The sequence below is a fragment of the Enterobacter sp. 940_PEND genome (genome assembly GCF_001059415.1).
GTDB classification, from domain to species: domain Bacteria; phylum Pseudomonadota; class Gammaproteobacteria; order Enterobacterales; family Enterobacteriaceae; genus Enterobacter; species Enterobacter cloacae_M.
Map to the genome: position 1 here is coordinate 38,014 of NZ_JUMS01000002.1, position 11,705 is coordinate 49,718.

Annotated in this window: 13 protein-coding genes; 10 read left to right on the forward strand and 3 right to left on the reverse strand. The window is 58.9% G+C overall.

Features of this window, described 5'->3' with window-relative positions; translation table 11 throughout:
* The first annotated feature begins 16 nt into the window (after nt 1–16).
* From ADJ24_RS00610 to ADJ24_RS00625, 4 genes are read left to right on the forward strand one after another with little or no spacing between them, the layout of a single operon-like run.
* Entirely contained in the window at nt 17–1,039 is a 1,023-nt protein-coding gene (locus ADJ24_RS00610; RefSeq protein ID WP_023311887.1) for an ABC transporter permease, read from the forward strand.
* Nucleotides 1,036–1,929 (forward strand): D,D-dipeptide ABC transporter permease, encoded by an 894-nt coding sequence (gene ddpC / locus ADJ24_RS00615; RefSeq protein ID WP_023311888.1) that lies wholly within the window; start codon nt 1,036–1,038, stop codon nt 1,927–1,929. The genes ADJ24_RS00610 and ddpC overlap by 4 nt, the downstream gene beginning before the upstream one ends.
* Entirely contained in the window at nt 1,929–2,915 is a 987-nt protein-coding gene (locus ADJ24_RS00620; RefSeq protein WP_023311889.1) for an ABC transporter ATP-binding protein, read from the forward strand. Before ddpC ends, ADJ24_RS00620 begins: the two co-directional genes overlap by 1 nt.
* On the forward strand, nt 2,908–3,837 hold the full coding sequence (locus ADJ24_RS00625) for an oligopeptide/dipeptide ABC transporter ATP-binding protein (RefSeq protein WP_023311890.1): 930 nt from the start codon (nt 2,908–2,910) through the stop codon (nt 3,835–3,837). Before ADJ24_RS00620 ends, ADJ24_RS00625 begins: the two co-directional genes overlap by 8 nt.
* On the opposite strand, the gene ADJ24_RS00630 is transcribed toward ADJ24_RS00625, so the two are convergent.
* On the reverse strand, nt 3,834–4,583 hold the full coding sequence (locus ADJ24_RS00630) for an SDR family NAD(P)-dependent oxidoreductase (protein ID WP_023311891.1): 750 nt from the start codon (nt 4,581–4,583) through the stop codon (nt 3,834–3,836). The genes ADJ24_RS00625 and ADJ24_RS00630 overlap by 4 nt on opposite strands.
* A 133-nt stretch (nt 4,584–4,716) precedes the next feature.
* Here ADJ24_RS00630 and ADJ24_RS00635 point away from each other — a divergent pair, with 133 nt between their 5' ends.
* Nucleotides 4,717–5,622: a LysR family transcriptional regulator gene (locus tag ADJ24_RS00635; RefSeq protein WP_023311892.1), complete on the forward strand. Its 906-nt coding sequence runs from the start codon at nt 4,717–4,719 to the stop codon at nt 5,620–5,622.
* Between the two features lie 23 nt (nt 5,623–5,645).
* On the opposite strand, the gene ADJ24_RS00640 is transcribed toward ADJ24_RS00635, so the two are convergent.
* On the reverse strand, nt 5,646–6,074 hold the full coding sequence (locus tag ADJ24_RS00640) for an OsmC family protein (protein ID WP_023311893.1): 429 nt from the start codon (nt 6,072–6,074) through the stop codon (nt 5,646–5,648).
* 115 nt (nt 6,075–6,189) lie between these two features.
* On the opposite strand from ADJ24_RS00640, the gene ADJ24_RS00645 reads away from it, so the two are divergent.
* Nucleotides 6,190–7,149: a hypothetical protein gene (locus ADJ24_RS00645; protein WP_023311894.1), complete on the forward strand. Its 960-nt coding sequence runs from the start codon at nt 6,190–6,192 to the stop codon at nt 7,147–7,149.
* Between the two features lie 7 nt (nt 7,150–7,156).
* On the opposite strand, the gene ADJ24_RS00650 is transcribed toward ADJ24_RS00645, so the two are convergent.
* Nucleotides 7,157–8,032: a LysR family transcriptional regulator gene (locus ADJ24_RS00650; RefSeq protein ID WP_023311895.1), complete on the reverse strand. Its 876-nt coding sequence runs from the start codon at nt 8,030–8,032 to the stop codon at nt 7,157–7,159.
* Nucleotides 8,033–8,142: 110 nt separating this feature from the next.
* Here ADJ24_RS00650 and ADJ24_RS00655 point away from each other — a divergent pair, with 110 nt between their 5' ends.
* The 4 genes from ADJ24_RS00655 to ADJ24_RS00670 all read left to right on the forward strand — a co-directional run bounded on the left by ADJ24_RS00655 (nt 8,143) and on the right by ADJ24_RS00670 (nt 11,549).
* Entirely contained in the window at nt 8,143–8,994 is an 852-nt protein-coding gene (locus tag ADJ24_RS00655) for a Vmh family MBL fold metallo-hydrolase (protein WP_023311896.1), read from the forward strand.
* A 232-nt stretch (nt 8,995–9,226) separates the two neighbouring features.
* On the forward strand, nt 9,227–9,442 hold the full coding sequence (gene bdm / locus ADJ24_RS00660) for a biofilm-dependent modulation protein (protein WP_013096534.1): 216 nt from the start codon (nt 9,227–9,229) through the stop codon (nt 9,440–9,442).
* Between the two features lie 95 nt (nt 9,443–9,537).
* On the forward strand, nt 9,538–9,675 hold the full coding sequence (gene sra, locus ADJ24_RS00665; protein ID WP_008501714.1) for a stationary-phase-induced ribosome-associated protein: 138 nt from the start codon (nt 9,538–9,540) through the stop codon (nt 9,673–9,675).
* 176 nt (nt 9,676–9,851) lie between these two features.
* The gene (locus ADJ24_RS00670) at nt 9,852–11,549 is read left to right on the forward strand and encodes an NAD-dependent malic enzyme (RefSeq protein WP_023311897.1); all 1,698 of its coding nucleotides are present in this window, start codon (nt 9,852–9,854) and stop codon (nt 11,547–11,549) included.
* Nucleotides 11,550–11,705 lie beyond the last annotated feature (156 nt).

Here is an 11,705-nt window from a genome sequence, read left to right on the forward strand (position 1 = left end):
CGCCGGGGGAAAGCGTATGACGTTCTGGAGCATAGTGCGCCAGCGCTGCTGGGGGTTAATCCTGGTGGTGGCCGGTGTCTGTATTATCACCTTTATTATTTCACACCTGATCCCCGGCGATCCGGCCCGTCTGCTGGCTGGCGACCGCGCCAGCGACGAAATCGTGCAGAACATCCGCCAGCAGCTAGGGCTGGACCAGCCCCTGTATATACAGTTTGGCCGCTACGTGGACGCTCTGGCCCACGGTGATTTAGGCACGTCCATCCGTACCGGACGCCCGGTCGCGGAAGACCTGAAGGCCTTTTTCCCTGCCACGCTGGAGCTGGCCTTTTGTTCTCTGCTGCTGGCGCTGGTCATCGGCGTGCCTCTGGGGATTTTGTCCGCGGTGTACCGCAACCGCTGGCTGGATCACCTGGTGCGTTTAATGGCGATGACCGGGATCTCCACGCCGGCCTTCTGGCTCGGGCTGGGCGTCATCGTGCTGTTCTACGGGCACCTGCAGATCCTCCCGGGCGGCGGCAGGCTGGACGACTGGCTCGATCCGCCGACGCACGTCACCGGCTTTTATCTGCTGGACGCGCTGCTGGAGGGCAACGGTGAGGTCTTTTTCAACGCGCTTCAGCACCTGATTTTACCCTCGCTGACGCTGGCGTTTGTTCACCTGGGGATCGTGGCGCGCCAGGTCCGTTCGGCGATGCTGGAGCAGCTCAGCGAGGACTACATCCGTACCGCGCGCGCCAGCGGACTGCCCGGCTGGTACATCGTCCTGCGCTACGCTCTGCCGAATGCGATGATCCCGTCCATTACCGTGCTCGGGCTGGCGCTGGGCGATCTGCTTTACGGCGCCGTGCTGACCGAAACCGTCTTTGCCTGGCCGGGCATGGGCGCCTGGGTGGTGACGTCCATTCAGGCGCTCGATTTCCCTGCCGTGATGGGCTTTGCCGTCGTCGTTTCGCTGGCCTACGTGCTGGTTAATCTGGTGGTCGATCTGCTTTACCTGTGGATTGACCCGCGAATCGGGCGCGGAGGTGCCGAATGATGTTAACGCAGGAAACGCCCGTCCCGGCTAAAACCGCCGGACAACGCATCAACTGGGCAAAGCTGTTCTGGATGCTGCGTCAAAGCCCGCTCACGATCGTTGGCGGCATCATTATGATTGCGATGCTCTTCCTGATGGTGGCTTCGCCGTGGATTGTGCCGCATGACCCGAACGCGCTGGATCTGACTGCCCGCCTGCAGGCGCCGTCTGCACAACACTGGTTTGGTACCGATGAGGTGGGACGCGACCTGTTCAGCCGCGTGCTGACGGGCAGCCAGCAGTCGATTACCGCCGGGCTGGCGGTGGTGGCGATTGCGGGCGGCATTGGCTCACTGCTGGGCTGTTTTTCCGGCGTGCTGGGCGGGCGCGGCGACGCCATCATCATGCGGGTGATGGATATCATGCTCTCCATTCCCTCCCTGGTGCTGACCATGGCGCTGGCCGCCGCGCTCGGGCCGAGCCTGTTCAACGCCATGCTGGCGATTGCGATTGTCCGCATCCCGTTTTACGTCCGCCTGGCGCGCGGGCAAACCCTGGTGGTGCGCCAGTTTACCTACGTTCAGGCCGCCCGCACGTTTGGCGCCTCCCGCTGGCATTTGATCCGCTGGCATATCCTGCGCAACGCCCTTCCGCCGCTGATTGTGCAGGCTTCGCTGGACATTGGCAGCGCCATTCTGATGGCCGCCACGCTGGGGTTTATCGGCCTGGGCGCGCAGCAGCCGACCGCCGAATGGGGCGCGATGGTGGCCGTTGGCCGTAATTACGTCCTGGACCAGTGGTGGTACTGCGCCTTTCCCGGTGCGGCAATTTTGATTACCGCCGTAGGCTTTAACCTGTTTGGCGACGGTATCCGCGATCTGCTGGATCCGAAATCGGGAGGAAAACAGTGATGACCGAACCGGTATTACGTATTGAGGACCTGCACCTGAGCTTCCCGATTTTTCGCGGTGAGGTCCACGCGCTGAACCACGTCTCGCTGGAGATCGGCAGGGGCGAAATTGTCGGCGTGGTGGGCGAGTCGGGATCGGGTAAATCCGTGACCGCCATGCTCGCCATGCGGCTGTTGCCGGAAGGGAGCTACCGCATTCATAACGGACAGGTGAAGTTACTCGGCGAAAACGTCCTGACGGCGTCCGAGAAGCAGCTTCGCCAGTGGCGCGGTGCCCGAGTGGCGATGATTTTTCAGGAGCCGATGACCGCCCTCAACCCGACGCGGCGGATTGGCAAACAGATGGTGGAAGTGATCCGCCAGCATCAGCCGCTTTCGCGGCGCGAGGCGCAGCAGAAGGCGATTGCCCTGCTGGAAGAGATGCAAATCCCGGACGCGAAGCAGGTCATGGAGCGTTATCCGTTTGAACTCTCCGGCGGCATGCGCCAGCGGGTGATGATCGCCCTTGCCTTCTCCTGCGAGCCGGAGTTGATCATCGCCGACGAGCCGACCACCGCGCTGGACGTTACCGTCCAGCTCCAGGTGCTGCGCCTGCTGAAGCACAAGGCGCGGGCCAGCGGGACCTCGGTGTTGTTTATCAGCCACGATATGGCCGTGGTGTCGCAGCTCTGCGACAGGATGTACGTGATGTATGCCGGGAGCGTGATCGAGAGCGGTGCCACGCAAACGCTGATCCACCGACCCGTGCATCCCTACTCCATCGGCCTTCTGCGGTGCGCGCCGGAAAACGGCCAGCCGCGCGACCTGCTTCCCGCCATCCCCGGCACGGTGCCCAACCTCAGCCAGCTTCCGCAGGGATGCGCTTTCCGCGAGCGCTGCTTTGCCGCCGGGGCGAAATGCAGCGAAACGCCGCGCTTACAGCCCAACGGTGCAGAGGGCCATCAGGCTGCCTGCTGGTATCCACAACGGGAGAAACACCATGTCTGATGTACTGCTGGAACTGGATAGCGTGCACGTGAACTTTGCGGCGCGCAAAAACTGGCTGGGCCGCGTGACGGAACAGGTCCATGCCCTCAATGGGCTCGATCTGCAGATCCGCCGGGGGGAAACGCTGGGCATTGTCGGTGAATCCGGCTGCGGGAAAAGCACGCTGGCCCAGCTGCTGATGGGCATGCTTAAGCCCAGCGCCGGCGCGTGCCAGCGGGCTCACCACGCAGGCGGCATGCAGATGGTGTTTCAGGATCCGCTCTCGTCGCTCGACCCGCGATTGCCGGTCTGGCGCATCATCACCGAGCCGGTGTGGGTGCAAAAACGCAGCAGCGAGCGCGAGCGCCGTCAGCTGGCGGAGGATCTGGCGCTGCAGGTGGGCATTCGCCCGGAATACCTCGACAGGCTTCCGCACGCCTTCTCCGGCGGGCAGCGCCAGCGCATCGCCATCGCCCGGGCGCTCTCGTCCGATCCCGATATTATCGTGCTTGATGAACCCACCAGCGCGCTGGATATCTCCGTGCAGGCGCAAATCCTCAACCTGCTGGTGAACCTGCAACAGCAGCGTAATCTGACCTACGTGTTAATCTCGCATAACGTCTCGGTGGTCAGGCACATGAGCGACCGGGTGGCGGTGATGTACCTCGGGCAGATTGTGGAGCTGGGCAGCGCCGCGCAGGTGCTTGGCGAGTCGCGCCATCCCTATACCCGTCTGCTGCTCGACTCGGTTCCCCGCACCGGTGAACCGCTGGATGAAAATCTGGCGTTACGCAAAACGGAGCTTCCCGGCAACCGTCACCTGCCCGAGGGCTGTTTTTTCCGCGACCGTTGTCCGATGGCAACGCAGGGGTGTGAACGTCCCCAGCCGCTACAGCCCTCACGCGAGGGCCGTAACGTCCGCTGCTGGCGCAGTCTGGATTAGATTTGCGCCATTCCGCCGTCCACAAACAGCTCGATGGCGTTAATAAAGCTGGCCGCGTCGGAGGCCAGAAACGCCACCGCTTTACCCACCTCGCCCGGCGCGCCTAAACGCCCCAGCGGTACCTGGGCGGCCAGCGCGTCGTACAGCCCCTGACGGTGTTCTTCCGGCACCAGATCGCCGAGACCTGGCGTTTTGATCGGGCCCGGGCTCACCACGTTGACGCGGATCCCGCGGCCCTGCAAATCCAGCGCCCAGGAGCGGGCAAAGTTGCGCACGGCGGCCTTGCTGGCGCTGTAGACGCTGAAGTTGGCCGTCCCTTTAACGGAGACCGTCGAGCCGGTCAGAATAATCGACGATCCGGCGGAGAGCAGCGGCAGCGCCTTCTGCACCGTGAACAGCACTCCGCGGACGTTGGTGCCAAAAATCCGGTCAAACTGCTCTTCGGTGATCGCGCCCAGCGGCAGCATATCGCCGCCACCGGCATTGGCGAACAGGATATCAAGACGGCCTTCATCTTTGGCTATCCGGGCATAAACCTCATCCAGATCGGCAAGCTTTGAAACGTCCGCGCGAATGCCCACGGCGTCAGAAGCAATTTCTGCTACCGCGGCGTCCAGTTCGGCCTGACGACGACCGGTGATGTACACCTTCGCGCCCTGCGCCGCCAGCTCCTGCGCCGTGGCAAGACCAATACCGGTGCTGCCGCCGGTGACCAGTGCGATTTTTCCTGAGAGAGTCGTGTTCATGTCATTTACCTTTTGTTGGGTTTGTGGTGCGCGCTTTCGCTCGCGTTGAACAAACTTTAGCCCTTGCGGCATTAGTGAAAAACAGGCAAAAATGAAAATGACTATTCACATACAGAAATAATCAGAGGTCATCATGGACCAGCTCATGGCGATGCGCGCCTTTACGCGGGTCGTGGAGTCCGGCAGCTTTACCCGCGCGGCGGACTCGCTGAATATGCCGATCGCCACGCTGAGCAAGCTGGTCAAATCGCTTGAGTCGCACCTGGAGATACGCCTTCTGCACCGGACCACTCGCCGGGTGGTCGCGACGCCTGAAGGGATGGAATATTATGAAAAAGCGCTCAGGGTGCTGATTGATATCGAAGATATCGACACCTCGTTTCGCGTTTCCCGCGCGACGCCAAAAGGGCATTTGCGGGTTGACGTGGGCGGCTCCACCGCCCGGGACGTGCTCATTCCCCTGCTTCCGGAATTTATGCAGCGCTACCCTGAGATCCGCATCGACCTTGGCGTGGCCGACCGGCCGGTCGATCTCATCAGCGGTAACGTAGACTGCGTGATCCGCGGCGGTCCGCTGGACGACTCAACCCTCATCGCCCGTCATCTCGGTAACGCCGAAATGGTCACCTGCGCGACGCCGGGTTACCTGAAAAATCACGGCGTCCCGGCCTATCCGCAGGAGCTGTGCAACGGCCACAAGCTGATTAGCTATCTCTCGCCCGTCACCGGACGGCCGTTTCCGTTTCGCTTCCGGCAGAACGGCGAGGCGCTGGAAATCAACATTCCGCACTATCTCGGCGTCAATGAAAGTAATGCCCATCTGGCGGCTGCCGCGGCGGGGCTGGGGATCGTTCAAACCTTTGAGTATTCGGCAAAGGCGTATTTGCAGGCGGGAACGCTGGCGGCGATCCTGGGCGGCTGGCACCCTGCCGCGTATCCGTTTCATGTGGTTTACCCGCAGAACCGGCATTTGACGCACAGGCTGAAGGTGTTTATCGCCTGGCTGGCGGAGGTGTTCCCCGCCGCGCTGAAGGGGTAGCCGGGCGCAAACCCGGCTGCGGCTTAATTAAGCTTATAGTCCAGCGTAATCTCAGCTTTCAGGAGCTGCGAGACCGGACAGCCCGCTTTTGCTTTCTGAATAATGCCGTCGAACTGCTGCGGGGCGATGCCTGGAACGGTCACCTTGCTTTTCAGGGCAACCTTAGTGATGGCAAAGCCGCCGTCGGTTTTATCCAGAGAGACGTCCGCCGTGGTATCAATGGAATCGGCGGTATAGCCCGCTTCGCCGAGCATCAGCGACAGCGCCATTGAGAAGCAGGCCGCATGTGCCGCGCCAATCAGCTCTTCGGGGTTGGTCCCCTTTTCGCCCTCAAAGCGGGTATTGAAACCATAAGGCTGCTGATTGAGAACGCCGCTCTCGGTGGAAACCGTTCCTTTTCCGCGCTTAATGTCGCCAGACCAGTGTGCCGAACCGTGCTTATGAATAGTCATTCTTGCTCTCCTTTTGGCTTACAAAGGGTTAAGTATAGACTACGCATCTGCCCCACCCTGGAACACAGACAATTCCGGGACTTTCACCTGCTGTACCGACAAAAAGGATAATGATATGGCGCTAAAAATCAGGATGGCCGTTGCCGTCACCACGCTGGCTCTGTCGCTCTCTTCACTGGCGAAAACGCCGGAGAACTTTATTTATACCAGCTCGGGCGATCTCGACGCGGCGTTTCCGCTCGTTGCGCGAAGCGATATCGGCGGCGTGCAGATCGTTTACAACTGGCGCCTGCTGGAACCCGAGAAGGACAGCTATGACTTCTCGCGGATTGAACAGGATCTGGCGCGCGTTAAGGCCGCCGGAAAAAAGCTCTTTATTCAAATCCAGGATCGTTTCTTTGAGCCGGACGCCCGCTACGTTCCGGACTATCTGATGCACGACACGCAGTACGGTGGCGGGATTGCGCCGCAGTTCGATAACCCCGGCGAAGGCAAGCCGGTCGGTTCAGGGTGGGTGGCGCGTCAGTGGGATCCTGCCGTGCGCCAGCGCTACCAGGCGCTGCTGGCCGCCCTCGCGAAACGCTTTGATGGAAAGGTGTATGGGGTAAACCTGCCCGAAACCGCCATTGATATCGACGAAAAAAATCCGCCCGCCGGATTTACCTGCGACAGCTATTTCGCGGGTGAAATGGAAAACCTGGCCTTTGCGCGAAAGGCTTTTCAGAAATCACGCGTGGTGCAGTACGTGAACTTCTGGCCGTGCGAATGGGATAATGACCACAACTACATGGGGCGACTGTTTGCGTATGCCAGCGCCAACAATATCGGCCTGGGTGGGCCGGACATTGTTCCCAACCGCAAGGCACACATGAAGAATGCCTATCCCTTCTTCCATAAAAATAAACAGACGCTGCCGCTCATCGCCATGGCGGTTCAGGAACCGACCCTGACCTATAAGAATCCTCAGACCGGAAAACCGTTCACCAAAGCGGAATTTGTCCGCTTCGGCGAAAGTTATCTCGGTGCCGATATTATTTTCTGGAGCACGACGTCTCCCTGGCTAAAGGCGAAGTAATGCCCTCTTATGCCAGGTAGCGCGACAGTTCGTCAAGGAACACGCGCAGCGCGGCAGGCTGGTATTCCCGGGACTGATAAATGCCATGGATGGCAAGCGGTTTCGGCTCAAGCGCCTCCAGCACCGGCACCAGTAATCCCTGTTCCAGCGCGGCAGACGCTTCGCGCTCCGGCAGCATGGCAATACCGCAGTGCTTGATCGCCGCGTCCATCAACAGCGAAGAGATGCTGGCGCTCAGGTTGCCGCTGACGGCCACGCTCAGGCTTTCCCCTTCCGGCGTCAGAAAGTGCCAGGACTGCCCGGCAAAAAAGCTGTAGTGCAGACAGTTGTGCTGCGCTAATTCTTCAGGGCTGACGGGGATACCGTGCTGTGCCAGATACGCCGGCGAGGCGCAGAGCACCGAGCGACATTCCCCCAGCGGGCGGGCAATCATGCCGGGTTCGGGGTTGTCGGTAATGCGCACGGCGACATCAATGCGCTCTCCCACCAGGCTGACCGGGTGGTTGTTCACGTCCAGCTCAATGCGCAGCTGCGGGTAGCGCGAGAGCAGCTCAGGCAGGACCGGCGCAATCAGGTGCATGGCGGTAAAATGGGCGCAGGCCACCCGCAGCGTGCCGGAGGGCAGATCTTTCTCCGACTGGCCCTCGATTTCCTGCGAAATCTGCGAGAGCGTCCGCGTTTTTTGCAGCACCTTTTCCCCTGCCGCGGTCAGCGTCAGCTTGCGCGTGGAGCGGTTTACCAGCCGCGTACCCGCCCACTTCTCCATTTGTTCCAGGTAGCGGCTCACCATCGGCCGGGAAATGCCCAGCGCGCGCGCCGCCGCGCTCAAACTTCCCAGCTCGCATATCCGGTTGTAGACCTGAGCGGCAATAACGCGATCCATAAAAGCTCCATCTGCTCGATTTATGAAACTAAGCATGTCTTGTTTCAGGAATTCTGGCAAATGCGAATATCCGTACAATAGACACATTCCTGAACAACTGAGACAACAGCATGAAACTCACTCATATTGCCCTGCTATCCACTCTTTTCACGCCGGCGGTTTTTGCCGCGCCGTTAACCATTGATACCTGGAACCCGCAGGAAAAAGGCATTTTCCCGGTCTCCTCCACGCTGGTTTCCGGCCCGAAAGAGGCGGTGCTGTTTGACGCGCAGTTCAGCGTGAAGGATGGCGAAGCGCTGGTAGAAAAAATCCGCCGCAGCGGTAAAACCCTGAATAAGATTGTGATCACCTCCGGCGATCCGGATTTCTATTTTGGCCTGCAGCCGCTGGTCAAAGCCTTCCCGAATGCCAAAGTGGTGGCCACGCAGCATGTGGTTGACCATATTAAAGCCACCAAAGATGCCAAGCTCGCCTTCTGGGGGCCGCAGATGAAGGACGGCGCGCCAACGGAGCTGGTTGTCCCGCAGGTTCTTGCCTCCACCACGTTCATGGTTGACGGGGAAAAGGTCGATATCGAGCAGTCAGACAGCTACGCGGCCTATGTGTGGATCCCCTCAGCAAAAACGATCCTCGGCGGCACCGGGGTAGCCTGGGGCATTCACGTCTGGACGGCAGACACCCAGACGCCGGAAAGCCGCAAGCAGTGGCAGGAAACGCTGGAGCATATGGCCGCGCACAAACCCGAGCGCGTGATCCCGGGCCACTACCTGGGCACCCCACCAGCGGGCACTGGCGCGATTGATTTTACCCGCGACTATCTGCAGCGCTTTGAAAAGGCTTTAGCCGCGCATAAAGATTCCGCAGGCGTTATCAATACCCTGAAAAAACAGTATCCGGGCCTGGCTGATGAAAGCTCGCTGGAATTAAGCGCCAAAGTGAATACTGGCGAAATGAAGTGGTAATTTAAAAACGGCTCCTGCTATATTTCCGCGATAGCAGGAGCCCCGCCAAAATATCCCCGCCGTTACCCGTCGATATAGCCACATCTTTTAAAAGTGCATAAAAGCATGCACTTATGTCATTTTTATTTCTAAGATGAATCTGAACCACAACCGGGAAAATATTTGCCATTCTGTTTATGAATTAAATTTTTTGCGAGCCGTACCATTAAACAGACAACGACACGGAGGCAGCATGTTTACTTATTACCCGGCTAATACCGCAGCAGCACAACCTGAACTCGTTAACGCGATTGCGCAGGGTCTTCACGCCGAGCACGGTGCTGTGACTGAAGATGACATTTTGATGGAACTAACCAAATGGGTGGAATCCACGGATAATGACATCCTCAGTGACATCTACCAGCAGACTATTAACTACGTCGTCAGCGGGCAAAACGCACCCTTGTAAAAACCTGCTAAGCTGGATCTGCAACCTAAGGGGTTACATTTCGTTTGCGTAAGCAAACTGGTCCTTAAAACTATCAACAGGATTGAGGAGTTAACATGAAATCGAACCGTCAGGCACGCCATATTCTGGGACTGAACTACAAGCTTTCAAATCAGCGTAAAGTGGTGATTGAAGGCGACCACGAAACGCAGGTCACGCACGCCACCGGCAGAAAACGCCACGCCGGCAAGTAAGTTCCAGACTGAGATCCAGAACACCATCGGTAATCCCGATGGTGTTTTTGTTTATGTGTTGCGGTAATTAATATTTAGCTCCTTTATAATACCGCCTGACCGCACCCCATCGCACAGGCCAGAAAGATGACAAACAGCAGTGTCAGGGACGGATCTTCATAAAAAGAGTGAGTGACATGGACAACAAACTGAAAAAACATCGTTCCTTATACATCCCATACGCCGGACCGGTTTTACTCGAATTCCCCCTGCTCAACAAAGGCAGCGCCTTCAGCATGGAAGAGCGCAGCAGCTTTAACCTGCTGGGTTTACTGCCCGAAGTGGTTGAAACCATTGAAGAACAGGCGGAGCGCGCGTGGATCCAGTATCAGGGTTTCAAAACCGAAATCGACAAGCACATCTACCTGCGTAACATTCAGGACACCAATGAAACCCTCTTCTATCGCCTGGTGCAGAACCATCTCGAAGAGATGATGCCGGTGATCTACACCCCGACGGTGGGTGCGGCCTGCGAGCGTTTCTCAGAGATCTACCGTCGTTCACGCGGAGTTTTCATCTCCTATCAGAACCGCCACAACATGGACGATATTCTGCAGAACGTGCCGAACCACAATATCAAAGTGATTGTGGTGACCGACGGCGAACGTATTCTCGGCCTCGGCGACCAGGGCATTGGCGGGATGGGGATCCCAATCGGTAAGCTCTCTCTCTACACCGCCTGCGGCGGCATCAGCCCGGCGTATACCCTGCCGGTGGTGCTGGACGTCGGGACCAACAACCAGCAGCTGCTCAACGATCCGCTCTATATGGGCTGGCGCCATCCGCGCATTACCGACGACGAGTACTATCAGTTTGTCGACGACTTCATCCAGGCCGTGAAGCACCGCTGGCCGGACGTTCTGCTGCAGTTTGAAGACTTCGCGCAGAAAAACGCGATGCCGCTGCTGAACCGCTATCGCGATGAGATCTGCTCTTTTAACGACGACATCCAGGGCACCGCAGCCGTGACCGTGGGTACGCTTATCGCCGCCAGCCGCGCAGCCGGCAGCCAGCTGAGCTACCAGAAAATCGTCTTCCTGGGCGCAGGCTCTGCGGGCTGTGGCATCGCCGAGCAGATCATCGCCCAGACGCAGCGCGAAGGCTTAAGCGAAGAGCTGGCCCGCTCCCGCGTCTTTATGGTTGATCGTTTCGGCCTGCTGACCGACGCTATGCCGAACCTGCTGCCGTTCCAGAACAAGCTGGTGCAGAAGCGCGAGAACCTGAAAAACTGGGATACCGACAACGAAGTCCTTTCCCTGCTGGACGTAGTGCGCAACGTGAAGCCGGATATTCTGATCGGCGTTTCCGGGCAAACCGGCCTCTTCACCGAAGAGATCATTCGCGAGATGCACAAGCACTGCGAGCGCCCTATCGTGATGCCGCTTTCCAACCCGACCTCCCGCGTGGAAGCGACGCCGCAGGACATCATCGCCTGGACCGAAGGTAACGCGCTGGTCGCCACCGGCAGCCCGTTCGACCCGGTGGTGTGGAAGGATAAAACCTATCCGATCGCCCAGTGCAACAACTCCTATATCTTCCCGGGCATTGGTCTGGGCGTGATCGCCTCCGGCGCGTCCCGCATTACCGATGAGATGCTGATGTCGGCGAGCGAAACACTCGCGGGCTACTCGCCGCTGGTCAACAACGGTGAAGGGCTGGTGCTGCCGGAGCTGAAAGACATTCACAAGGTGTCGCGCGCTATCGCGTTTGCGGTGGGTAAAATGGCGCAGCAGCAGGGCGTGGCGGTGAAAACCTCTGCGGACGCGCTGCAGCAGGCCATCGACGACAACTTCTGGAAACCTGAATACCGTAGCTATCGCCGTACCTCGATTTAATTCTGCCTTCCGACCATTCCCTCTCCCTTTGGGAGAGGGAACCACAGTAATTTCTCTACCCGAAGCGATGGATCTTGCTTCCGGAAAATAGATGACTTACAGGGATACCCTGGTCCGGCTGTAAATCGCTGAGGCGTTTCCTGCAGGCCGGGGCGA

Coding starts and splice junctions, on each gene's coding strand:
- ADJ24_RS00635 (WP_023311892.1), top strand. CDS start 4,717: ATGGACCAGCTCATGGCGATGCGCGCCTTTACGCGGGTCGTGGAGTCC.
- ADJ24_RS00630 (WP_023311891.1), bottom strand. CDS start 4,583: ATGAACACGACTCTCTCAGGAAAAATCGCACTGGTCACCGGCGGCAGC.
- sra (WP_008501714.1), top strand. CDS start 9,538: ATGAAATCGAACCGTCAGGCACGCCATATTCTGGGACTGAACTACAAG.
- ddpC (WP_023311888.1), top strand. CDS start 1,036: ATGATGTTAACGCAGGAAACGCCCGTCCCGGCTAAAACCGCCGGACAA.
- bdm (WP_013096534.1), top strand. CDS start 9,227: ATGTTTACTTATTACCCGGCTAATACCGCAGCAGCACAACCTGAACTC.
- ADJ24_RS00640 (WP_023311893.1), bottom strand. CDS start 6,074: ATGACTATTCATAAGCACGGTTCGGCACACTGGTCTGGCGACATTAAG.
- ADJ24_RS00610 (WP_023311887.1), top strand. CDS start 17: ATGACGTTCTGGAGCATAGTGCGCCAGCGCTGCTGGGGGTTAATCCTG.
- ADJ24_RS00645 (WP_023311894.1), top strand. CDS start 6,190: ATGGCGCTAAAAATCAGGATGGCCGTTGCCGTCACCACGCTGGCTCTG.
- ADJ24_RS00670 (WP_023311897.1), top strand. CDS start 9,852: ATGGACAACAAACTGAAAAAACATCGTTCCTTATACATCCCATACGCC.
- ADJ24_RS00655 (WP_023311896.1), top strand. CDS start 8,143: ATGAAACTCACTCATATTGCCCTGCTATCCACTCTTTTCACGCCGGCG.
- ADJ24_RS00625 (WP_023311890.1), top strand. CDS start 2,908: ATGTCTGATGTACTGCTGGAACTGGATAGCGTGCACGTGAACTTTGCG.
- ADJ24_RS00620 (WP_023311889.1), top strand. CDS start 1,929: ATGACCGAACCGGTATTACGTATTGAGGACCTGCACCTGAGCTTCCCG.
- ADJ24_RS00650 (WP_023311895.1), bottom strand. CDS start 8,032: ATGGATCGCGTTATTGCCGCTCAGGTCTACAACCGGATATGCGAGCTG.